The following is a 21,848-nucleotide window of genomic DNA, read 5'->3' as shown; positions in this document are numbered from 1 at the left end:
TCGCGCGGCGCCCGTGTCGCGCGGCGCCCGTGTCGCGAGGAGCCCGCGCCGCGAGGAGCCCGTGACCCGGGAGGCCCGTACCGCAGGGCGCCCGCCCGTGTCGGGACGTCTGCGAGGCGAGGCGCCTGGCTACCCGGTACCGGGTGCCCGCCCGCCGTGTCCGAGCGGACGGCGCGTCACCGTCCCGAGTGGAGGACGCGTCACCGTCCGAGTGGAGGACGCGTCACCGTCCGGGCGGAGGACGCGTCACCGTCCGGGCGGAGGACGCGTCACCGTGACAGCGCCGACTCCACCGCGGCGACGGCCTCGGCGAGTCCCGCCGGGCGCGCCAGACCGGCCGCCCTCTGCCCCGTCCAGCCGGGACCGAGGGTCAGGACGACCGGCCTGCGGCGGGCACCGCGCACCCCCCACTCCATCGCGGCCACGTGCTGGGCCAGCGGCCTGCTGGCGGTGGTGCGCGACTGCGCCCACAGCCCCACCGCGGCCGGCCCGGTCCTGCGCACCGCCGCGACGAGGGACTCGACCGGCAGGGCACCGCCGAACATGCGCACCGGGAGGCCCCGCTCGGTGAGGGCGGCCGACAGCACTTCCAGCGGCAGCGTGTGGTTCTCCCCCGGCACGCAGGCGAGCAGCGTGGTGGCGCCGGGGCGGTCGGCGACCGTGGCGGACGTGCTGCGCCGCAGCGCGCCGGAGACGTGCCAGGACAGGAAGTGCTCGACCTCGACGTACTTCTCGCCCGACGTCTCCCACTTGCGGCCGACGGCCTGGAGCGTCGGCACGATCACCTCGGTCCAGGCGGCCACCAGTCCGTGCTCCGCGATCGAGGTGAGCAGCAGTTCGTCCAGCGCGGCGGCGTCGAGACGCAGGGCGGCACGGGCGATGCCTTTGCACTCCTGACGCACGTCACCCAACCGCAGCCCGCTGCCCGCCCGGCTGCGACCGCGGGCCGGGGCGCCGGTCCCGCCGGAACCCGCCGGAGGGCGGGGAGCCGGGGCCCGCGTCTGTTCGCGGCGCGCCAGCCGGGCGGCCTCGGCGGGCGGCAGTCCGGTCGCCGTCAACGCGCACATCCGCTCCAGCCGCGCCACGTCCCCGGGGGTCCAGCGTCGGTGCCGCCCTCCGGTGTGCGCCTCGGGCCCGAGTCCGTAGCGGCGGTCCCAGGTGCGGACCGTGGTGGGCGCCACGCCCAGTCGCCTGGCCACCTCCCCGGTGGTCAGCCCGCCGCCCTCCGCTCCGCCCCGGCCGTCCCGTTCGTCGTCACCGTCCACAAGGACACTCATGACCTCACTGTACGACGCACAACCGACGCATGTTGCCTGCGTCGTTCGTGCGTCCAAGACTGGAGTCACGTACGGCAACCCCGCAGGACAGGACGGCGTACACGCCGTCCGCGGGACGACGTTGTGTGCCCGTACGAGGCACGGCAGGAGGAATCAGGCCATGAGCACGAACGTGCGACCCGCCACCGCGCTCGTCCCGCCCTCGGAGGAGACCCGGTACGAGGAGGATCTGGCCCGTGGCCTCGTCGCAGCGGACGAAGAGGCGTTCGCGGCCATCTACCGGCACTGGGGTTCACTCGTCCACACCATGGCCACCCGGTCCCTCGGTGACCCGCACGAGGCCGAGGACGTGACCCAGCAGGTGTTCATCGGTGCCTGGCGCGGACGGCAGGGCTTCCGGCCGGAGCGCGGCGCGCTGGGTGCGTGGCTGGTCGGCATCACGCGCCGCAAGATCGTCGACGCGCTGGCCGCCAGGACGAGGCGCCTGACCCTCGTCGACTCGGTGGCCCGCGACTGCGACCCCGATCGGTCGCTGGAGCCGGCACCGGAGGCCGTACTGGACCGCGTGCTCCTCGTCGACGCCCTGTCCCGGCTGCCGCGCGCCCAGCGGGAGGTGCTGTGCATGGCCTTCTACGAGGACCTGACCCAGGTCCAGATCGCGGAACGCACGGGTGTGCCCCTGGGGACGGTCAAGAGTCACGCCCGCCGCGGACTGCACCGGCTGCGCCTGGCCGTCGACCAGGGCCGCACACAGGACGCGGACCGCTAGGTCATCGGGGGGAAGCAGGGCCGCGGACGCATCCGCGGCACCGCTCGTCCAGGAAACACGACTGAGACTCCGCAGCAGCGGAGACCGTATCGAAGGGATGATCCCCATGACTTCCCGGACCCCCCTCGCCGTGGCCGCCTCGGCCGGTGCCTGCGCGCTGGCCCTCGGTGTGGCCGCGCCCGCCATGGCAGAACCCGAGCAGGCGCAGGACAAGGCCATGGTCTCCGTCTTCCACGGCATTCCCGGGATGACGGTCGACGTCTACGCCAACGGCGACGAACTTCTCAGCGACTTCAAGCCCGGCACGGTGACCGACCCGCAGTCCCTGGATGCCGGGACCTACGACATCCAGATCTTCCAGGCGGGCCAGGGACCCGACGGCGCACCGGCCCTGGAGAAAGAGGTGAAGGTACCCGAAGGCGGCAACGCCACGCTCGCCGCACACCTCTCCGCGAACGGTGAACCGCAGCTGACGGCCTACACCGACAACGTCTCGCAGCCGGACGCCGGCAAGGCGCGCCTCACGGTGCGTCACGTCGCGGCCGCGCCCGCCGTGGACGTACGCGCCGGTGGTCAGCCTCTCTTCACCGGCCTGACCAACCCCGGCCAGGACACCGCGACGGTCGACGCGGGCACCGTCAACACCGACGTCGTCCTCGCCGGCACCGACACCGTCGCGATCGGCCCCGCCGACGTGAACCTGAAGGAGGGAACGAGCAACGTCGTCTACGCCTGGGGCAGCGCCGAGGACAAGAACCTGGCGCTGGCCACCCAGACGTTCGACAGCACGGGAACGAAGTCCCCCACCTCCCACGCGGGGACCGCCGTCTCCCCGAACTCCGCCGCCCAGTGGTCCGCTTGGGCCGCCGCCGCGGGAGCCGTCACGCTGACCGGCGCCCTGGTCTCCCGCCGCGTCGTGGGCCGGCGTGGCTGACACCACGCGTCGGCCCGCGGGAGGGACCAGGAGGACGCAGTGGGCCACGTAGAGTCGGCGCACCTGGTGGAACTGGCACTCGGCAACACGTCGGGCGACGAGGACGCCGGCGCCCTGCGGCACATCGCCGCGTGCCCGTTCTGCCGGGAGGAACTGACGGCGCTGACCCGCCTGGTGAACGCCGCGCGCGACGCGCAGGCGGTGGACCTGGCGACGGCGCCCCCCGCGCGCCTCTGGCAGCGGATCTCCGAGGAGGTGACACGCGAGTCCCGGACGCTCCCGCATCCGGGACGGCGCTCCGCCGCCGGGGCGGCATGCGGCGACCGGCTCACGCGCCCGGCCGGCGTCACGGGGCCCGGCGGCCTCCTGGCAGTCGCCCTGGCCGCCGGCGCCGCCGCCGCGGCCGTTGCCGTCCGACGGTGGTGGACAAGGACCGGCCAGGGACGGCTTCGAGGCCCCGCCCGACAGCTCCACGCCCGGACGCGCACCACCCCCCGGACACACCCCGGACGTCGGCGCCGCTGACGTCCGGGGACGTCCGGCCTGGAAACCCCGATGAAGTGTGCACCTCCGTGCACCGCGTCCCCCACCGCAGCCCGCTCGCCGACCGGCCGCCGGCACCACCGCCCGCACTGCGAGAACCTCCCCGCTCCCCCCGTGCACCGGGATGAGAGCATCCCAGCGGACCGTCGAGCGGGTTGAGGGAGACGTAGAGCATGACTCCAGGGCGAGTGACCTACGACGTGCGGTACGGAGTGTTTCCGCCCGCCGTCGTCAGTTCGGGCGGAAACGAGGCCCGAGGAGAGGCCTTCCGGCTCTGCCCTGACGACCCCGCCCCTGCCCCGGACCGGTACCGCTCCGTCCACGCCTTCCACGTCGTCCCCGACACGCAGGGCCCGTCGGCGCGCGTGGTCACCGAACGGCCCCTCGGCCCACGCGTGAGCGGGCATGCCGCCGTCTACCGTGTCGAGGATCCGTCCGGCACGTTGCTCGGGAGGATCACGATGCGGCGTCGCCGCTCCTTCCGGCCCGGCCGGACGAGGTGGACCGTGGAGCCGGCCGCCGGACCTGCCCTGCGCGGCTACCGAGGCCGCCTGGTGTGGTGGGCACTGTGGTGGCCGGTGGGGCTGGTGGTCAGCCTGCTGTGGGCGATCACGTCCCTCCTCGGCGAGGGTGACGGCGGGTTCGGGCCTCCACGCCGTGTGATCTGGCGCGACGGGACCGGACGGGCCCACCTCGTCTTCCGCGGCCTGGCCGACGACTACCGGGTGCTGACCCCCGGCTGGGACCCCCGCCTGGTCACCGCGCTGGTCGCACTCCACCAGTCGTTCGACCCCTCCGACGGCGCGGGGGCTCTCGGCTGGTATCAGGGCGGGAACCGACGCGGCCTCTGACGGCCGAATCTCCTCCGCTCCCGAAGTGTCGGAGCCCGGCCGGGTGTGACGGCCGGTTGCATGCATCACATCCGGCCCGCAGGGCAGAACCTTCTGCACGGAGAACGGGAGAGGGGCCTCATGAGCACAGCCGAGCCGCGGACCACCGACGCAGCGGACGGCGGGTCACCGTCGCTCAAGCGTGCCATCGGCCCCAAGCTGCTGATCCTCTTCGTCATCGGTGACATCCTCGGGACCGGTATCTACGCCACCACGGGCAAGGTGGCGGGCAAGGTCGGCGGTGCGCTGTGGCTGCCGTTCCTGATCGGGTTCGTCGTCGCGTTCCTCACCGCCGCCTCGTACGTCGAGCTGGTCGGCAAGTACCCGAAGGCCGCCGGTGCCGCGCTGTACACGCAGAAGGCGTTCAAGGTGCCGTTCCTGACCTTCATCGTCGCCTTCATGGTGATGTGCTCGGGCCTGTCGTCCGCCAGCGCGGCGGCCCGCGCCTTCAGCGGCGACTACTTCCAGGAGTTCACCGACGCGATCCCGCCGACCCTGATCGCGATCGTGTTCCTCCTCGCGCTCTCCTCCCTCGCCTTGCGGGGCGTGTCGGAGTCGGTGAAGACCAACGTGGTGCTGACGGTCGTCGAGTTGACCGGACTGCTGGTGATCCTCGGGATCGGGGCCTGGGCGGTGTTCAGCGGTGACGGCGAGCCGTCCAGGCTGGGTGAGTTCGAGGGATCGGGTACCGGATACGCGCTGATCACCGGAGTGCTCGGCGCCACGGCGCTCGGCTTCTTCGCCTTCGTCGGCTTCGAGGACTCCGTCAACATGGCCGAGGAGACGCAGAACCCGGTCCGCACCTTCCCCCGGGCGATCTTCACCGGCGTCGCCGTGACGGGCGTCATCTACGTCCTGGTGGCGCTGGTGTCGTCGCTGCTCGTGGACTACCGCACCCTGGAGGCGTCCAGCGGCCCGCTGCTGGAGGTCGTCAAGGCGGGCGGCGTCGACTTCCCGCCCAAGCTGTTCGCCCTGATAGCGCTCTTCGCCGTCACCAACTCCGCGCTGATCAACATCATGATGGCCTCACGGCTCTGCTACGGCCTGGCCAACGAACGGGTCCTGCCGCGCGTCATGGGCAAGGTGCTCCCCCGCCGGCGCACGCCGATCACCGGCATCGTCTTCGTCACCGTCCTCGCCATCGGTCTGGTGTCGACCGGCGAGATCGAGGGCCTCGGCGACACCACCTCGTTCCTCCTGCTCTGCGTGTTCGCCGTGGTCAACGTGACCGTCCTGGTCCTCCGCAAGGACCGGGTGGAGCACCGGCACTTCCGCACACCGACGATCCTGCCGGTCCTCGGAGCACTCACGGCACTGGTCCTGGCGAGCCCCCTCGCGGACCGGGAGGCGGACGTCTACATCCGCGCCGGCGTCCTGGTCGCCATCGGCGTCGCGCTGTGGGGCGTGAACAAGCTGGTCATGCGGCTGCGCCCGGAGGGGTGACGTGACCTGCCACCGGAACGCGTCGGGGACCTGCCCGGGGACAACGGACAGGCGCGTGGGCGCGCCGTCCCGGGCTCGGCGCCGGCCGGCCCTGCCGGCACGGCACGGCACGACCGGCTCGACGTTCCGAAACGGGTCCCGTCACGCCTGGGCCGGTGCGAGCACCACGAAGTCCGCGTTCGACGGATCGAGTCACAGGGCCAGCCGGCCGACGCCCGCCGCGTCCTCCGGGCCCATCTGCACGCTGCCGCCGTTCTCGAGGACCGTGGCGACGGCGGCGTCGCAGTCGGTGACGGCGAAGACCGGGGGCGAGGTCCTGCTCGCGGAGCTGCATGAGACCGCCGTGCATGCGCTCCTCGGGGAGACCGGCGGGAGTGATGAGCGAGTACGTGCCCCCGCCACCGTCCGGCATCTCCATGTCACCGAACTGCCAGCCGAAGACAGTGCCGTAGAACTCCTTGGCCGCCGCCGCGTCGCTCGTGTACAGCTCCGTCCAGCACAGCGAACCCGGCTGGTCCACCAGCTCGACGCCCTGGCTGGTGCCCGGCTGCCACGCGGCGAACTGACCGCCCGCCGGATCACTGTACTGGGCCATCCGGCCCCACTGGTCCAGATCCATCGGCGCCACGCGCACCGTACCGCCCGCCTGCCGCACGGCCCGGGTCGTGGCGTCCGCGTCGGCGACGCAGTAGTAGACCATCCAGGCGGAGCGCGCGCCCTCCTCGGTGAGCCGGCCGATACCGGCGACGATCTTGCCGTCCTTGCGGAACATGCCGCCCTCGACGTCCTCCCCCATGGACTCGAAGTCCCAGCCGAACACGGCGCCGTAGAAGGCCGCGGCGCCGCGGACGTCGGGGGTGCCGAGGTCGAGCCAACAGGGGGAGCCGGGGACGAAGTCAGTGGTGATCACGGCGGAGCCCTTTCGCAGTTCCTGTTCACCCCAGCGTGACACCGTGTGCCGACGCCCGCCCGTCGTCCGGGTCCGGGGGGTCACGCCCAGGGGATCTCCGTGGAGGCAAGGTAGGAGAGCCCGCGGTCCTCCCAGAGCCTGCCGTGCCGGGCGACACGGTCGCGGTGGGCGTCCCAGTCCGGGGCCCGGCCGGTCCACGCGGTGTGGGCGACGGACGGCAGGCGCGGCAGCAGCAGGGTGGTCAGGTCGTCGAGCCCCTGGATCGACTCCCCGAAGACCGTCGCCGCGATGCCGGCGATCCGCTCCTCGGGAATCCCGTACGCGGCCGGGTCCCAGGCGGCGGTGTGCCGCACCCCGCGGGGCCGGTAGGTGGCGAAGCCCAGCCGGGCGGCGTCCTCGGCCTGACCGGGCGGGACGATGTCCGGAGCGTAGCGGCGGTCGAGGTAGAGGTGGGACTGCGGGGAGAGCAGGACGCGTCCGCCGCCGTCCAGGATCCGGGCGAGGTCGTCGTCGGTCGGGGCGAAGAACCTCTTGAGGGCCCGGACCAGCTCGGGGGTGTAACCGGCCGCGAGCAGTTCGGGGCGGCGGTCGAGTTCCTCCTGGGTGTCGGGCAGGTCCATCATCGGCACGTCCACCCAGAACTGGGCGATGTCGTTCGCGGTCATGCCGGCGCGTGACGCCTCCTGCCAGGCCAGTGGATGCTTGCCGGCCGCCCGGACCAGGGCGCGTAGTTCACGTACGGCCAGGGCGAAGCTGTCCGCGGTCATGCCGACCGCCTCGTCGCCGCCGACGTGCACGAAGGGGCCGTCGGTCAGTTCGCACACCTCGGTGAGGACGGAGGCCACCAGGGACCGGGTGTCGGGATCGGCGAGGTCGAGTGGCGGCACGTAGGGGAAGCGGCCCTTCAGCCCTTCCGGCGCCGGGGCGGCGGGCAGTCCGGGCACCGCCTCGCGCAGAGCGGCGCAGTGGCCGGGCAGGTCGATCTCGGGGACGACGGTGACGAAGCGCTCGGCCGCGTAGGCCTGCAGGGCGCGGTAGTCGTCGGGAATGTAGTACTGCCGCGCGGCGGCGTCCGGTCCGCCGGTGGCGGCCGCGGCGGGCAGCGGCAGGCGCCAGCCCTCGTTGTCGGTCAGATGCAGGTGCAGGACGTTCAGTTTGTACAGGGCCGCGAGGTCGACGACGCGGCGCAGTTCCGCGGGCGTCAGGAAGCCGCGCGCCGGGTCGACCATGAGTCCGCGCCACGCGTAGTGCGGTGCGTCCGTCAGTTCCCCGCGAGGGACGGGGCCCGTGGCCGCGGCGAGCGTCTGGAGCGCCGTGGTGGCGGCGCGGAACACGCCCTCGGGCGTGGTGGACCGGCACCTGACGCCGTGTTCGTCGACCGTGATCCGGTACGACTCGTCGCCCGGTTCCGCGGTGCCGCGCGGCGAGATGCCGACGGGGGCCCGGTGCGGGGCCGACGAGGCGGCGTCGAGGACGAGTTCGAGGGTGGTGGCGGTGGTCCCGGTCGTGTCCGGGGGCAGCAGGCGGTCTCCCAGGTGGGGGGCGAGGAGCGCGCGAACCGTCCCGGCGACCGCGGTGAGGCGGTGGTCGGTGGTGGCGACGCGCCAGGGCCCGGCGAGGCCCAGTGCCTCTCCGGTGGCGGCTGCCGTCCGGTTCGCTGGGCCCGGGATGACGACGTCCATGGTTCTCCTCCACGCGGCTGGTGCGGTTGTCGGCACTGCGCCGGTCCCGTTGGCGGGGGGCCGCGGCTCGGGCCCGGTCGCCGTGGCCGCCGGCTCCGGGGGCCCGCGGCCGAGTCAGGTGGGCCGGGGGCCCCGGGCGGCGGGCCGCTCCGGAAGGGGGGCGGCCGGCGCGCCTTCCTGCCGGAGCGGCTCCGCCTGTACGCTAACACGAAAACCGATCAATGAACGCTTTTCACGGAGCTCGGCCCCGCCTCCCTCCGGGCCGGGCTCCGAGGCGAAAGGAGCCCCGCATGACACCCCCGACCGGGCCCGGTCTCGTGCTGCCGCACGGCTTCCTCATGGGAGCCTCCACCTCCGCCCACCAGGTCGAGGGGAACAACGTCTCCAGCGACTGGTGGGTGTTGGAGAACCGGCCGGACAGCTTCGTCGCCGAGCCGAGCGGCGACGCGGCCGACAGCTTCCACCGCTGGCCGCAGGACATGGACCTGTTGAGCGAACTCGGCTTCAACGCCTACCGTTTCGGGATCGAATGGGCCCGTGTGGAGCCCGAGCGGGGCCGGATCTCGCGGGCGGCCGTCGCCCACTACCGGGACATGGTGCGCGGGGCCCTGGCGCGCGGGCTGACTCCGGTGGTGACGCTGCACCACTTCACCTCGCCGCGGTGGTTCAGTGAACTCGGCGGCTGGTCCTCGCCCGAGTCGGCCGGACTGTTCGCGGCCTACGCGGGCGTGGCCGCCGAGATCCTCGCGGCGGGGGTCCGTCATGTGGTCACGATCAACGAGCCCAACATGGTCGCGCTGATGCACACCCTGATGCGCGAGGCCGCCCGCACCCGGGAACGCGGCGGCGAGCGCTCGGGCGCGGCGGCCTTCGACCCCGGTTCCCTGGAACCGGACGCCGACGTGACCCGGGCTCTGATCCGGGCGCACCGCGCGGCCCGCGGCGTACTCAGGGCCGCCGACCCGGGTCTGCGGGTGGGCTGGACCGTCGCCAACCAGGTCTACCAGGCCGAGCCGGGCGCCGAGGAGGTCGCCGCCGCGTACGCCGGGCCGCGCGAGGACGTCTTCCTGGAGGCCGCCCGCGAGGACGACTGGGTCGGCGTGCAGGCGTACACGCGGCACCGGATCGGCCCGGACGGACCACTGCCCGTGCCGCAGGGCGCCGAGACCACACTGACCGGCTGGGAGGTGTATCCGCAGGCACTGGGAGAGGCGGTACGGCACACCGCCGCCGTGGTGGGACCGGACGTGCCCATCCTGGTCACCGAGAACGGCATCGCCACCGACGACGACGCCCTGCGCATCTCCTACACCCGCAGGGCGCTGGCCGGCCTCGCCGCCGCCCTGCGCGACGGCGTGGACGTCCGCGGCTACCTGCACTGGAGCGCCCTGGACAACTACGAGTGGGGCTCCTACCGGCCGACGTTCGGCCTCATAGCGGTCGATCCGCACTCCTTCGCCCGCCGGCCCAAGGAGTCGGCCCGCTGGCTGGGCTCCGTGGCGCGTTCCGGGCGCCTGCCGGAGGTGCCCGCCACCTCGGCGGCCGGCGTCGCGCGCGCGGGTTAGGCTGGCCGGCATGGCGAAACGCGGCCCGTACGAGAAGGGCGAGGCGAAGCGCAGCGAGATCCTGCACGCGGCTCTGGAGATCTTCGCGGCCGAGGGATACCGGGGGACCTCGCTGCGGAAGGTGGCCGCCCAGTGCAATCTCAGCCTGCCCGGGCTGATGCACTACTTCGACTCCAAGGAGGACCTGCTCACTCAGGTGCTGCGCATGCGCGACGAGACCGCCCGCGTGCGGCAGGACGAACGGAGCAGCCCCGAGAGCTACCGGGAGATCATCCGGGAGAGCGCCAGGACCCCCGGTCTGGTGGAACTGTTCGTGTCCATGGCGGCGGCCGCCAGTGACACGGCCCACCCCGCGCACGCGCACTTCGCCGAGCGCTACCCGGTGCTGCGCGAGCGGGTGGCGACGTACGTGCGCGAGCGCATGGACGAGGGGCGCATGACCACCGTCGTCCCGCCCGAGCGACTGGCGGTACTGCTGCTGGCGGTGGCCGACGGCATCCAGTTGCAGTGGCTCATCGACCGGTCGACGGACATGGAACAGCCCATCGACGACATCATGCGGCTGCTGGCCCCGGACCGGGAGGGCTGACCGGGGCGGGGAGCGGTGTGGCGGAGGGCGGGACCCGGGCCGGGCCCCGCCCTCGGTCTTCTCCGGCTGCCGTGGGGCGCGCGGGGCCTGCTGGGCAGCGGCCCGAGGCGGTCGTCCGGATCCTCGTTCCCCCGGCCGCGCCACCGGCGGTGAAGGGCGGGTCCGGGCCGACCGGCCAGGCCGAGCGACCGGCCCTGCCCCGCCAGGTGTCAGGCCCGGCGGACGCCGGCAGCCGCCTCCCTGACCGCCGCGGTCCACGGCGTCCAGCGCGGATCGGGACCCGCGGACGGCTCCCAGGCCATGGCCGTGCAGACGTAGCCGACCGCCAGGCCGCTCTCCGGGTGCGCCATGGCGAGTCGGCCACCCGCTCCGGCGTGGCCGAAGGAACCTTCGCCGAGCAGGGGTTCGCCGGGGCGGGGCAGCTCGAAGCCGAGGCCGAACCTGGACCGGTCCGGTCCGTCGAAGCGGCGCAGCGGCCCTGGTGGCGGCAGGTGATCGGTCTGCGGGGCCCGGGCGCGGTCCACCGCCGCGGCCGACAGCAGCCGTACGCCGTCGACCTCCCCGATGAGCGCCGCGTACAGGCGGGACAACGACCGGGCGTCGCCGATGCCGCCCGCGGCGGGGAACTCGTGGGCCCGGCCCCGACGCGTACCGAACGCCTCGACGACCGAGGCCAGTTCACGCGCCGAGGCGCGCAGGGCGGCGGCCAGCCGGTCACCGGCCGCCAGGCCGAGGCGGCCGACCGCCGCGTCGATCTGCTCGGCGCCGGGCGTCGGCCGTACGGCGGTCTGCGGGACGAACCGGTGCTCCGCCGACCGGGGCAGACCCATCCACAGGTCCAGCCGCAGCGGCCCGGCCACGTCACGGGCGAAGAACGCCCCAATGCTCGTGCCCGTCACCCGGCGGACCACCTCGCCCAGCAGGTGGCCGTAGGTGAGGGCGTGGTAGAGGTACGCCGTTCCGGGCTTCCACACCGGCCGCATCGACGCGAGGGCGCGCACGCGGCCGACGTCGTCGAGGAGGGCGGGCAGGCCGACGCCGGCCGGGTCGTCGGTGAAGGCGGGCAGCCCGGCGCGGTGGGCGAGCAGGTCGGCCACGGTCGTCTCCGCCTTGCCCGCCGCGGCGAACTCCGGCCAGTGGCGGGAGACGGGCGCCTCCAGGTCCACCAGACCGCGTTCGGCGAGCAGATGGACGCACACGGCCGTCATGCCCTTGGTGACGGACATCAGCACGGTGACCGAGTCGGGACCGGTGGGCCGGACGGCAGCCGTGTCCTCGGTCCACAGGTCGACGACCGGCCGGCCCCGGTGGTGGACCGCCAGTTGCGCGGCGCCCGGATCGTCCGCCTGCCCGTGTCCGAAGGCCTCGCGTACGGCCTCCCAGCCCGGCCGCACTCGCCCCCGCACCACCGCGCCCACGGTCACCGCGCCGTGGGGCGGGGCGCGTCGTCGGTGGCGGCGGACGGCGGGGCGGTGGGGGCCGCCACAGGGGTGACGGGCGGGGGCACAGGTGCGGGCGCGGAGCCGGCCGTCCCGGGCACAGGTGCCGGCGCGGAGCCGGCCGTCCCGGGCGCGGGACCGGAAGCGGCCGTCGCGGCCCGAGGCGCCGAGGTCTCCGTGGAGGCGCCCGGTGTGGTCGGCGTGGTCCGGGTGGCGCTCGAGTCGGCGACCGTGGCGGCCAACTCCCTCACGTCGTCTGGCGATACGGGGCTCTGCGGGAAGTCGGAGATCACGTCGAGCGGCATGCCGGCGAGGAACCGCCGCATCACCGGGTCCTCCAGGGCTCCCGGCCCGGCCGCGTCCGCCCGAGCGCGGGCGAACCGCTCCGCGAGCAGTGGACCTCCCACGGGGTGGCGCAGCCATTCGGCGAGCGAGTTGCGCCCGGTCAGCCGCAGCCGCGAGGCGTCCCCTTGGAGGGTGATCTCCGCCGACAGCCGGACGTCCCGCGAGGAGGCGGCCGCCTCGATGCGGTGGACACCGCCCTCGACCCGCCAGCCGCCCTCGCGTTCGCTGTAGTGGGCCAGGTCGGCCCGCGTCAGTCGGACCACCACCTCGCGGCTCTCACCGGGGTCGAGCGACACCGAGGCGAAGGCCCGCAGTTCTCTCGGCGGCCGGGCGACCTCGGAGTCCGCCGGTGCCGCGCTGTAGAACTGGACCACCTCTCGGCCCGCCCGGTCCCCGGTGTTGGTGACGGTCACCGCGACGCCGAACGCCGCGCCGTCCTCCTGCGGGTCCACGCGCAGGCCGGAGTAGGCGAAGCTGGTGTAGGACAGCCCGTGGCCGAACGGGAAGGCCACCTCGCGGCGGGCGGCGTCGTAGCCGCGGTAGCCGACGAAGACCCCCTCTCCGTACCGGACCCGGCCCTCCTCGCCGGGAAAGGACAAGTGGCTCGGGCAGTCCTCCAGGCGCAACGGCAGCGTCTCGGCCAGCTTGCCGGAGGGGTTGACCGTGCCGAACAGCACCCGGGCCAGCGCGCCACCGCCGGCCTGGCCGAGCAACCAGCCCTCGACCACGGCGGGCACCGTCTCGTGCCAGGGCGAGGTGCGCACCGCTCCGCCGTTGGACAGCACCACGCACACCCGGTCGTTGACGGCCCGGACGCGCTCCAGGAGACGCACCTGGTCGGCGGGCAGATCGATGTGGGTGCGGTCGAAGCCCTCGGACTCGTCCTGTGCGGAGAGTCCGAGGAAGAGCACGACCGTGTCGCTCCCGGCGGCGAGCCGCACCGCCTCGTCCTCGATGGCACCGGCGGCACCCTCACCGGTGCCGTCGAGGGTGTACCCCGGGGCGAACTCCACACGAGCGCCGTCGGCGAGCCGCCGGAGGCCGTCGAGCGGCGTGTCGAGGCGGGTGGGCGTCACCTGGGAGCTGCCCGCGCCCTGGTAGCGGGGAGTGCGGGCCAGTTCACCGATGACGGCCACGCTGCCGGCGGCCGGGTCGAGGGGCAGGAGTCCGCCGTCGTTCTTGAGGAGCACCACGCACCGGTCCGCAGCCTCGCCGGCCAGACGGTGGTGCTCCTCGGCGGAGAACCGGCGACCGGCCGTGACACCGCCCGCCGCGCGCCGGGCGAAGCGGACGAGGCGCTCGACCGCGGCATCGAGCACCGACTCGTCGAGGCGGCTGCCAGTCACCGCGGCGACGACCTCCCGGTCGGTACGCCCACCGGTGCCCGGCATCTGGAGATCGAGGCCGGCGCGCAGCGCGGCGACCCGGTCGCGCACCGCACCCCAGTCGGACAGGACGATGCCGTCGAATCCCCATTCCGTGCGCAGGATGTCGGTGAGCAGCCGGGTGTTCTCCGACAGCGGGACGCCGTTGAGCGCGTTGTAGGAGGCCATGACGGACCAGGGGCGGTCGCGCCGGACGATGCGTTCGAAGGCGCGCAGGTAGATCTCGCGCAGCGGACGCTCGTCGACGTCGGCACTGACGCGCATGCGGTCCGTCTCCTGGTTGTTGGCCGCGTAGTGCTTGAGCGCCGCGCCGACACCCGCCTCCTGAAGACCCCGGACCATGGCTCCGCCGAGTTCGGCGGTCAGCAGGGGATCCTCCGAGAAGTACTCGAAGTTGCGCCCGCACAGGGGCGACCGCTTGATGTTGATGCCGGGACCGAGCACCACGTGCACCCCGTGCGCGGAGGCCTCGGCGGCGATCGCGCCGGCGACGCGACGCGTCAGCTCGGGGTCCCAGCCGCTGCCCAGGGCCACGGCCGGCGGGAAGCAGGTGGCGGGTGCGGCGCTGTGCAGGTCGAGTTGGCCGCCGTCGCCGCTCTCCCTCGGCAGCCGCAGGCCGTGCGGACCGTCGGACAGGGTGACGGCGGGGACGTCGGCGGCGCCGAGGCCGGACGTGACGAAGTCACCCGCGCCACTGGTCAGCGAGGCCTTGTCGGGCAGCGGGAGGGACGGCGTCGACGGGGTCTGCTGGGTCATACGCGCACCTGTTCGGCTCTGGTGAGGCTGGTGAGTACGGCGGGGTGAGGGCCTGTTCGGATGAGTGAAGTTTCAAAAACCGTACGATGATCGGTTTTTACTGTCAAGAACCTTCTACCCGCCGGTAGTCGCCCCTCGTCGACACCGCCGCCCCATATCGGCGCACCCTATTGACGACCAGAAACCGATCACCGTACGGTTTTCGCACTCTCCCCCATCGCCCGAAACGAGGAACCGCCATGCCTCCCTCCAGCCGGCCGGCCACCGCGCCACCCGGAAGACGAGCGGCGCGACGCGCGGTCACCGCCGCCGCGGCCTTCGCCGCCCTGATCGGCGCCACCACGGCCGCCTCCGCAACGGGACCGGCGCCCGCGGCCGAGCCGGCCATCACGGAGGTGCGCTACGTCGCCCTCGGCGACTCCTTCAGCTCCGGGCCCGGCGTCCCCGAACAGACCGACCCGGTCTGCGGACGCTCGTCGGCCAACTACGCCACGCTGGTCGCCCGGGCGGTGCACGCCGCGTCGTTCACCGACGTGACCTGCGCGGGCGCCGAGACGAGCCACATGACGGGCCCTCAGGACGCCGTACCACCGCAGCTGGACGCCCTGCGCCCCGACACCACCCTGGTGACGCTGGGCATCGGCGGCAACGACCTCGACCTGCCCGGCGTCATCACCCGCTGCGTACTCCTCGGGTACCTGGCCCCGCAGGGCGCGCCCTGCAAATGGAGTTACACCCTGCTCGGCGCGGACGAGATCGCCTCCCGCATCGACGCCACGGCACCGCGCGTCGCAGCCGTCCTCGACGAGATCCGCGTCCGCTCCCCGCACGCCCGGGTCCTGGTGGTCGGGTACCCGGCGATCTTCCCCGACGACGGAACGGCCTGCCGGGCTACGGTCGCGCTCGCCGAAGGGGACTTCCCCTGGCTGCGCGACAAGGCGAAGCACCTCAACGCCATGCTCGCCGCACAGGCCGCTCCGAACGACGCCACCTACGTCGACGCCTACAGCCCCTCCGTGGGGCACGAGGTGTGCCGACCGGCGGGGGTGCGCTGGATCGAACCGGAGGACACCGCGGCCGCGGCCGGATTCCACCCCAACGCCGACGGGCACCGGAGTACGGCCGATGCGGTGCTCGCCGCCCTCACCCGCTGACGCCGGCCTCCCGCACGCCGCCGTCCGGATCGAGACCGAGGCGGACCAGGTAGTCACGCACCAGGTCCTCCATCGCCACGGCCCCGGGCTCCAGCAGCCACTGGGTCTGCAGCCCGTCCATCAACGCCAGCAACTGCCGGGCGACGACCGCCGGATCGACGGCGGGCGGCCGGTCGGACCCGGCTCGCACTGCCTCGACCAGGACGGTCAGCTCCTCCCGCAGGACGCGGTACCGCTCCTTGAAGTAGTGGTGGGCGGGATGCCCGGGGTCCGTGGCCTCGGCGGACAGCTTCGTGTACAGCGCGACCAGACCCGGGGTCGCACTGTTGCGGGCCACCAGGCCGACGAGCATGCGCAGCCGCTCCGCCGGCGACGGCTCGGGGGCGCCCGGATGGGTGATGCCGGGGAAGACCGACTGCGCGTCCATCCGGTCGCGGTGGCCCAGCACCGCGGTCAGCAGGGACTCCTTGCCGGAGAAGTGGTGCAGCACACCGGCGTGGGTCAGCCCCGCGTGCGCGGCGATGTCCCGCAGCGACACGGCGTTGAAGCCGGAACGGGAGAACAACTCGGCCGCGGAGTCCAGGATGCGCGCCCGTGTCCGTTCTCCTTTGGACGGGCGACGCGGGGCGTCCTGGGGTCGTGCGCTCACTTCTGCGGTCTCCTGCCGTCGTCGCCGAGGGATCGCGGGGCCGCGCCGTCGACAGGGCGCGAGGTCCCCGGAAGTTACCAGCCGGCCGGCCGCACCCGAGAAAAACCTACCAAGTGGTCAGTTCTGCGGCTAAGCTCACCGCCCACCTCGTCCGGGACGTCCTTCCCCGGCTCTCCACACGGAGCGAAAACCATGACCAGAACCACCCGAACCGGGGCCCTCGCCGCCTGTCTGGCGGCCTCTCTCGCCGTCGCGGGATGCACCGACTCCGGCACCGCGGACACCGGCACGTCGACGCTGAACATCGCGACCATGACGTTCCCGCAGAGCCTCGATCCCGCCCAGGCTGTCGGCAGTGCCCTGCCGTACTTCCAGGCGACGTACGACACGCTCGTCAAGCGTGAGCCCGACGGCGAGCTGCGTCCCATGCTCGCCACCGAGTGGCAGTACAACGCCGACCGCACCGAGCTCGGTCTCACCCTGCGCAAGGACGCGAAGTTCGCGGACGGCACCGTCTTCGACGCGGCTGCGGTCAAGGCGAACATGGAGCGCTTCAAGACGGGTGGGGGTGCGGACGCCAAGTGGCTGAAGGACCTGGAGTCGGTGGCGGTCGACGACCCCACGCACGTGACGCTGAAACTGAGGCAGCCCAACCCCGCCATGCTGTTCTACCTGAGCGACGCGGCCGGTCTGATGGCCAACCCGGCGGCCTTCGACAAGGGCGACGGGCTCAAGACGACCCCCGACGGAACCGGCCCCTACCGCCTCGACAGGACGAAGACCACGGTCGGCACCAAGTGGGTCTACCAGCGCAACCCCGACTACTGGGGCGAGCCGCTGCCCTACGAGACGCTGACGATGAGCTTCTTCGACAACGAGACGGCGATCGTCAACGGCCTGAAGACCGGTCAGGTGAACGCGGCCCTCCTGCAGAGCGCCGACCAGCAGATCAGCATCGAGTCCGACCCCCGGATGAAGACGACGGAGCAGGAGTTCGACTTCCAGGGACTGCTCCTGTTCGACCGGGGCGGGAAGCTGACCCCGGCGCTGAAGGACGCCCGCGTCCGTCAGGCCCTCAACCTCGCCATCGACCGGAAGACGATGCTCGAGGCGATCCGCCAGAACCGCGGCGAGATCACCTCCCAGGTCTTCGGCCCCGACACGCACGGGTACGACCGGAAGCTGGACACGTACTACGCCCACGACCCGGCCAGGGCCAAGGAGCTGCTGCGGACGGCCGGCCACGCCGAGGGCTTCACGCTGAAGCTCCCCCGCATCGCCGCCATCGTCAACGACGCGCTCGCCGCGTCGCTCGCCTCCGACCTCGAGGCCGTCGGGGTGAAGCTGGTCTGGGACGACCTCGACGGAGCCTCGGCGGTCCAGAAGGTGTTCACCGACCGCGCCTACTCCGGGATGGTCATGAACATGGGCCAGTCCTCGTCGGACTGGGTCGTGGTCGACGAACTGGTCAACCCGGGGGCCTTCAACATGTTCGGCACCTCCGACGCCACCGTGCGCGAGCTGGTCCCCCGCGTCCAGTCCGGCACGGCCGAGCAGGCCGGGGCGGCGGTACGGGCGCTGGGCGAGCACCTGGTGAAGGAGGCGTGGTTCGTGCCCTTCTACCGGATGACGTACCTGCACGTCTCGGACGGCTCGGTGACCATCCGCCCGCAGTCCGGCATGGCCGTCCCGTCGATCTACAACTACTCCCCCGCCAAGTGACCCCGGGCCGGGGCCGGGCCGGGCGGCCGACGCCCGCACCGTCCCCGGCGGTCCGTCACGGATACCGAGTGCCATGCTGACCTTCATCACCCGCCGGATCGCCTCCGGCGCCCTGCTCCTGGCCGTCATCTCCTTCCTCACCTACGTGCTGCTGTCGGTCCCCGACACCGACGTCGGCAGGCAACTCCTCGGCCAGGGGGCCGACCAGGCCGCCGTCGACGCCAAGAACACCTCCCTCGGCCTGGACCGGCCGGTGTGGGAGCAGTACGCCGACTGGCTGTCCCACGCCGTCCGCGGCGACCTGGGAACCTCCTGGTTCACCAGCGAGGACGTCACCCAGGCGGTGCTGGGCCGGCTGCCGGTCACCGCCAGCCTGATGCTCGGCGTCACGCTGGTCACCACGGTCGTGTCGTTCCTGCTCGGCGTCTGGGCGGGGGTCCGTCGCGGCGCCGTCGACCGCGTGGTGCAGGTGCTGGGCGTCGTGGGCTACGCGCTCCCCGGCTTCCTCGTGACCCTCGTCCTCGTGCTGGTCTTCGCGGTCGAGCTGAACTGGTTCCCCGCCATCGGCTACATCCCGTTCACCGACTCGCCCGGCGGCTGGCTGTCCACGATCACCCTCCCGGTGCTGGCCCTGTCGGTGGCCTCCGTGGCCGGCGTCTCCCAGCAGGTGCGCGGCGCGGTGATCGACGTACTGCGCCAGGACTACGTGCGCACCCTGCGCGCCCGCGGTTTGCCCGCCTCCCGGATCGTCCTCCGGCACGTCCTGCGCAACGCCTGCGCGCCCGCGCTGTCCGTTCTCGGCATGCAGTTCGTGGGGCTGCTCGGCGGCGCGGTCGTCGTGGAGCAGATCTTCGGGCTGCCCGGCATCGGCAGCATGACCGTCACCTACACCACCCGCGGCGACATCCCGGTGATCATGGCACTGGTCATGCTCACGGTGGTCGGCGTCGTCCTGATCAACCTTCTGGTCGACATCATGATCGGCTGGCTCAACCCCAAGGCGAGGGTCGCATGAGCGAGAACCTTCCGGCCGACCCGGCCCGCACGGGCCGCCCCGGCACCGGGGCGGCCTCCGCCGGCAGCCCCACCGCGCCCGCCCCTCGCGTCCTGCGGCGGCTGCTGCGCAACCCGCTCGGCGCCGGGTCCGCCGCGGTGCTCGTACTGCTCGTCGCCGCGGTCCTCCTGGCGCCCTGGCTGGCACCGCAGGACCCCGCTGCCGCTTCGCTCGGCCAGGCCTTCGCCGACCCCGGCGGCGGACATCCGCTGGGCATGGACTCGGCGGGCCGCGACATCCTCTCGCGCATCCTGTACGGCGGGCGCAACACCCTGGGCGGCGCGCTGATCGCCCTCGGCATCGCCCTCGTCCTCGGCGTGCCCTCCGGGCTGTACGCGGGCTATCGCGGCGGCCGGTTCGACTCCGCCGCCAACTGGACGGTGGATCTCGTCATGGCACTGCCCGCCATGGTGGTCCTTCTCGCCTCCCGTGCCATTCTCGGCCCCGACGTGTGGGCCCTGATGATCGTGCTGGGCGTGCTCGCGGCACCGAGCTTCCACCGCCTCGTGCGGGGCATCGTCGCGGGCGTGCGCAAGGAGCTGTACATCGACGCGGCGAAGGTCTCCGGGCTCTCCGACGCCCGCATCGTGGCCCGGCACGTCCTGATCGTGGTGCGCGGCCCCGTCATCATCCAGGTCGCGCTCGTCGCCGGCGTCGCGATCGGCCTCCAGGCGGGTCTGGAGTTCCTGGGGGTGGGCGGCGGCTCGGCGGCGACCTGGGGCGCGATGCTCAACGAGGCGTTCCAGAACATCCAGCGCGCGCCTCTGCTCATGCTGTGGCCGGGGCTCGCCCTCGGGCTGACCAACGGCGCCCTCGTCCTGCTCGCCTCGGCCCTGCGCGACGGGCTGGAGGACCGCGCGGGCCGCCCGGACGCCGCCCGCCCGCGGTCCGCGCGACGCGGCCGCGCCGTGCGGGCACCCGGGGACGCACGACGTCCCGGCCCGGCGGGCGGCGCGTCCGCGGACGCCGACGACCGGGCCGAACTGCTGTCGATGCGCGGGCTCACCGTCGCCTACGCACAGGCGGACGGCACCGAGAAGGAGGTCGTCCACGGGGTCGACCTCGACGTGCGCGCCGGGGAGGTCGTCGGGCTCGTCGGCGAATCCGGCTCCGGCAAGACCCAGACGGCCTTCGCGGTGCTGGGCATCCTGCCCGACGGGGGCCGGATCGGCGCGGGCAGCGTCCTGGTCGGGGGACGCGAGGTGGTCGGGCTGCCCGAACGCGACCACCGGGCGCTGCGCGGCCGCACCGTGGCCTACGTGCCGCAGGAGCCGATGAGCAACCTCGACCCGGCCTTCACCATCGGCAGCCAGCTCATGGAGCCCATGCGCCACGCCCTCGGCCTCTCCCGCCGGGAGGCGGCCCGGCGCGCCGTCGACCTGCTGCGCCTGGTGGAGATCCCGGACCCCGAGCGCACGCTGCGCCTGTACCCGCACCAGATCTCCGGGGGCATGGCCCAGCGGGTCCTCATCGCCGGCGCGATGTCGTGCGATCCCGAGCTGCTCATCGCCGACGAACCGACCACCGCGCTCGACGTCCGGGTCCAGGCGGAGATCCTGGCCCTGCTGCGCAGGCTCCAGCGGGACCGCGGCCTCGGCGTCCTCCTGGTCACCCACGACCTCGGAGTGGTCGCTGACCTGTGCGACCGCGTCGCCGTCATGAACGGCGGCCGGATCGTGGAGACCGGCACCACCCAGCAGGTCCTCCACTCCCCCGAGGACCCCTACACCCGGACCCTGCTCGACGCCGTCCTCGACGAGGCCCCGGCACGGGATCCCTGGCAGCCCCGAGAGGCGAGGAGCACCGCCGTATGACCGCCGTCGACGTCACCGAGACCACCGATCCCGCCGTCGCCGCGGACGCCCTTCTCCAGGTGCGGGACCTGCGGGTCTCCTTTCCCGGACGGAACCGGCGCGCCGCGCGCACCGAGGTGCTCAAGGGCGTGTCGCTGGACGTCCGGCCGGGCGAGACCCTCGGCCTGGTCGGGGAGTCCGGGTCGGGTAAGACCACCATCGGCCGGGCCGTGCTCGGCCTGGTGCCGGTGCTCTCCGGCACGGTCGCCTTCGCCGGAGAGCACATCCACCGGGCCGGCCGCGCCCGCCGCCGCGCACTGAGCCGGGACCTCCAGGTCGTCTTCCAGGACCCCTACACCTCCCTGAACCCCTCCCTCACCGTCGGGGACATCCTCGCCGAGCCCCTGATCGCGCACGGTACGAGGCCGCAGGAGGCCCGGGACCGGGTCCGCGCTCTGCTCGACCGCGTCCACCTGCCCGCGGACGCCGTCCACCGGTTGCCCCGGGAGTTCTCCGGGGGTCAACGACAGCGGATCGCCATCGCGCGGGCGCTGGCGCTGCGCCCGCGCCTCGTCATCTGCGACGAGCCGGTCTCCGCGCTCGACCTGACGACCCAGCGGGCCGTGCTCGACCTGCTGCTGGACATCCAGGAGCAGACCGGCACGGCGTACCTGTTCGTGACGCACGACCTGTCCGTGGTGCGCTTCATGAGCCACCGGGTGGCGGTGATCCACCGTGGGGAGATCGTGGAGACCGGTGACGCCGCCGACGTCACCGGCACACCACGGCACCCCTACACCCGGGCGCTGATGCTGGCCGCCCCCGTGGCGGACGTCGCCGCACAGCGGCGGCGCAGGGAGGCGGCGGAGAGCGCCGGAAGATGACCCGCCGACGCCGGCGTCATGGCCGTACGCCTGCTCCCGGCGTGCCCGGTGGCTGGAGGCCGCCC

17 protein-coding genes and 1 pseudogene are annotated in these 21,848 nt (G+C 73.3%); 12 read left to right on the top strand and 6 right to left on the bottom strand.

The genetic code is table 11. The features are described 5' to 3' along the window. Positions 1–269 precede the first annotated feature (269 nt). Positions 270–1,277 carry a MerR family transcriptional regulator gene (locus SAM23877_RS33600; RefSeq protein WP_053141397.1) on the bottom strand — a complete coding sequence of 336 codons (1,008 nt, stop codon included), beginning with the start codon at positions 1,275–1,277 and terminating at the stop codon, positions 270–272. A gap of 160 nt (positions 1,278–1,437) precedes the next feature. Here SAM23877_RS33600 and SAM23877_RS33595 point away from each other — a divergent pair, with 160 nt between their 5' ends. The 5 genes from SAM23877_RS33595 to SAM23877_RS33575 all read left to right on the top strand — a co-directional run bounded on the left by SAM23877_RS33595 (position 1,438) and on the right by SAM23877_RS33575 (position 5,856). After that, complete coding sequence (locus SAM23877_RS33595) at positions 1,438–2,046, top strand: RNA polymerase sigma factor (RefSeq protein ID WP_053141395.1); 609 nt, start codon at positions 1,438–1,440, stop codon at positions 2,044–2,046. A gap of 106 nt (positions 2,047–2,152) precedes the next feature. Next, positions 2,153–2,980, top strand: a complete 828-nt coding sequence (locus SAM23877_RS33590; protein ID WP_053143122.1) for a DUF4397 domain-containing protein — start codon at positions 2,153–2,155, stop codon at positions 2,978–2,980. 39 nt (positions 2,981–3,019) lie between these two features. Beyond that, entirely contained in the window at positions 3,020–3,505 is a 486-nt protein-coding gene (locus SAM23877_RS33585) for a hypothetical protein (RefSeq protein ID WP_063796802.1), read from the top strand. 191 nt (positions 3,506–3,696) lie between these two features. Further along, the gene (locus SAM23877_RS33580; RefSeq protein ID WP_159042031.1) at positions 3,697–4,374 is read left to right on the top strand and encodes a hypothetical protein; all 678 of its coding nucleotides are present in this window, start codon (positions 3,697–3,699) and stop codon (positions 4,372–4,374) included. A 120-nt stretch (positions 4,375–4,494) separates the two neighbouring features. Next, positions 4,495–5,856, top strand: coding sequence for an APC family permease (locus SAM23877_RS33575; protein ID WP_053141391.1), 1,362 nt, complete (start codon positions 4,495–4,497; stop codon positions 5,854–5,856). Positions 5,857–6,048: 192 nt separating this feature from the next. On the opposite strand, the pseudogene SAM23877_RS33570 reads toward SAM23877_RS33575, so the two are convergent. Beyond that, a pseudogene (locus SAM23877_RS33570) lies at positions 6,049–6,766 on the bottom strand (VOC family protein). Positions 6,767–6,846: 80 nt separating this feature from the next. Next, on the bottom strand, positions 6,847–8,448 hold the full coding sequence (locus SAM23877_RS33565) for a family 20 glycosylhydrolase (protein ID WP_053141389.1): 1,602 nt from the start codon (positions 8,446–8,448) through the stop codon (positions 6,847–6,849). A gap of 290 nt (positions 8,449–8,738) precedes the next feature. On the opposite strand from SAM23877_RS33565, the gene SAM23877_RS33560 reads away from it, so the two are divergent. Continuing rightward, positions 8,739–10,013: a glycoside hydrolase family 1 protein gene (locus tag SAM23877_RS33560; protein ID WP_053141387.1), complete on the top strand. Its 1,275-nt coding sequence runs from the start codon at positions 8,739–8,741 to the stop codon at positions 10,011–10,013. A gap of 10 nt (positions 10,014–10,023) precedes the next feature. After that, positions 10,024–10,602, top strand: coding sequence for a TetR/AcrR family transcriptional regulator (locus SAM23877_RS33555; RefSeq protein ID WP_053141385.1), 579 nt, complete (start codon positions 10,024–10,026; stop codon positions 10,600–10,602). A gap of 209 nt (positions 10,603–10,811) precedes the next feature. On the opposite strand, the gene SAM23877_RS33550 is transcribed toward SAM23877_RS33555, so the two are convergent. Beyond that, complete coding sequence (locus SAM23877_RS33550) at positions 10,812–12,011, bottom strand: serine hydrolase domain-containing protein (protein ID WP_053143120.1); 1,200 nt, start codon at positions 12,009–12,011, stop codon at positions 10,812–10,814. Positions 12,012–12,022: 11 nt separating this feature from the next. Then, positions 12,023–14,527, bottom strand: coding sequence for a glycoside hydrolase family 3 C-terminal domain-containing protein (locus SAM23877_RS33545; RefSeq protein ID WP_244903040.1), 2,505 nt, complete (start codon positions 14,525–14,527; stop codon positions 12,023–12,025). 239 nt (positions 14,528–14,766) lie between these two features. Here SAM23877_RS33545 and SAM23877_RS33540 point away from each other — a divergent pair, with 239 nt between their 5' ends. Beyond that, positions 14,767–15,681: an SGNH/GDSL hydrolase family protein gene (locus SAM23877_RS33540; protein WP_053141383.1), complete on the top strand. Its 915-nt coding sequence runs from the start codon at positions 14,767–14,769 to the stop codon at positions 15,679–15,681. On the opposite strand, the gene SAM23877_RS33535 is transcribed toward SAM23877_RS33540, so the two are convergent. Then, complete coding sequence (locus SAM23877_RS33535; protein WP_053141381.1) at positions 15,671–16,330, bottom strand: TetR/AcrR family transcriptional regulator; 660 nt, start codon at positions 16,328–16,330, stop codon at positions 15,671–15,673. The genes SAM23877_RS33540 and SAM23877_RS33535 overlap by 11 nt on opposite strands. A gap of 192 nt (positions 16,331–16,522) precedes the next feature. On the opposite strand from SAM23877_RS33535, the gene SAM23877_RS33530 reads away from it, so the two are divergent. The 4 genes from SAM23877_RS33530 to SAM23877_RS33515 all read left to right on the top strand — a co-directional run bounded on the left by SAM23877_RS33530 (position 16,523) and on the right by SAM23877_RS33515 (position 21,783). Next, the gene (locus tag SAM23877_RS33530; RefSeq protein ID WP_053141379.1) at positions 16,523–18,052 is read left to right on the top strand and encodes an ABC transporter substrate-binding protein; all 1,530 of its coding nucleotides are present in this window, start codon (positions 16,523–16,525) and stop codon (positions 18,050–18,052) included. A 73-nt stretch (positions 18,053–18,125) separates the two neighbouring features. Beyond that, a complete protein-coding gene (locus SAM23877_RS33525; RefSeq protein ID WP_053141377.1) occupies positions 18,126–19,067 on the top strand; it encodes an ABC transporter permease in 942 nt (313 codons plus the stop codon). After that, a complete protein-coding gene (locus SAM23877_RS33520) occupies positions 19,064–20,920 on the top strand; it encodes a dipeptide/oligopeptide/nickel ABC transporter permease/ATP-binding protein (protein ID WP_079030584.1) in 1,857 nt (618 codons plus the stop codon). Before SAM23877_RS33525 ends, SAM23877_RS33520 begins: the two co-directional genes overlap by 4 nt. Next, positions 20,917–21,783 (top strand): ATP-binding cassette domain-containing protein, encoded by an 867-nt coding sequence (locus SAM23877_RS33515; RefSeq protein ID WP_053141375.1) that lies wholly within the window; start codon positions 20,917–20,919, stop codon positions 21,781–21,783. The genes SAM23877_RS33520 and SAM23877_RS33515 overlap by 4 nt, the downstream gene beginning before the upstream one ends. The last annotated feature ends 65 nt before the right edge of the window (positions 21,784–21,848 follow it).

The sequence above is a fragment of the Streptomyces ambofaciens ATCC 23877 genome (assembly GCF_001267885.1).
In the GTDB taxonomy this organism is placed as follows: Bacteria; Actinomycetota; Actinomycetes; order Streptomycetales; family Streptomycetaceae; genus Streptomyces; species Streptomyces ambofaciens.
Note: the sequence above shows the minus strand (reverse complement) of the source record. Positions and strands in the feature narration are given on the sequence as shown.

What these genes read in the sequence shown, in the direction of transcription:
- SAM23877_RS33520 (WP_079030584.1), top strand. Translation starts at nt 19,064, where the DNA reads ATGAGCGAGAACCTTCCGGCCGACCCGGCCCGCACGGGCCGCCCCGGC.
- SAM23877_RS33540 (WP_053141383.1), top strand. Translation starts at nt 14,767, where the DNA reads ATGCCTCCCTCCAGCCGGCCGGCCACCGCGCCACCCGGAAGACGAGCG.
- SAM23877_RS33575 (WP_053141391.1), top strand. Translation starts at nt 4,495, where the DNA reads ATGAGCACAGCCGAGCCGCGGACCACCGACGCAGCGGACGGCGGGTCA.
- SAM23877_RS33530 (WP_053141379.1), top strand. Translation starts at nt 16,523, where the DNA reads ATGACCAGAACCACCCGAACCGGGGCCCTCGCCGCCTGTCTGGCGGCC.
- SAM23877_RS33555 (WP_053141385.1), top strand. Translation starts at nt 10,024, where the DNA reads ATGGCGAAACGCGGCCCGTACGAGAAGGGCGAGGCGAAGCGCAGCGAG.
- SAM23877_RS33525 (WP_053141377.1), top strand. Translation starts at nt 18,126, where the DNA reads ATGCTGACCTTCATCACCCGCCGGATCGCCTCCGGCGCCCTGCTCCTG.
- SAM23877_RS33545 (WP_244903040.1), bottom strand. Translation starts at nt 14,527, where the DNA reads ATGACCCAGCAGACCCCGTCGACGCCGTCCCTCCCGCTGCCCGACAAG.
- SAM23877_RS33580 (WP_159042031.1), top strand. Translation starts at nt 3,697, where the DNA reads ATGACTCCAGGGCGAGTGACCTACGACGTGCGGTACGGAGTGTTTCCG.
- SAM23877_RS33590 (WP_053143122.1), top strand. Translation starts at nt 2,153, where the DNA reads ATGACTTCCCGGACCCCCCTCGCCGTGGCCGCCTCGGCCGGTGCCTGC.
- SAM23877_RS33595 (WP_053141395.1), top strand. Translation starts at nt 1,438, where the DNA reads ATGAGCACGAACGTGCGACCCGCCACCGCGCTCGTCCCGCCCTCGGAG.
- SAM23877_RS33565 (WP_053141389.1), bottom strand. Translation starts at nt 8,448, where the DNA reads ATGGACGTCGTCATCCCGGGCCCAGCGAACCGGACGGCAGCCGCCACC.
- SAM23877_RS33600 (WP_053141397.1), bottom strand. Translation starts at nt 1,277, where the DNA reads ATGAGTGTCCTTGTGGACGGTGACGACGAACGGGACGGCCGGGGCGGA.
- SAM23877_RS33515 (WP_053141375.1), top strand. Translation starts at nt 20,917, where the DNA reads ATGACCGCCGTCGACGTCACCGAGACCACCGATCCCGCCGTCGCCGCG.
- SAM23877_RS33560 (WP_053141387.1), top strand. Translation starts at nt 8,739, where the DNA reads ATGACACCCCCGACCGGGCCCGGTCTCGTGCTGCCGCACGGCTTCCTC.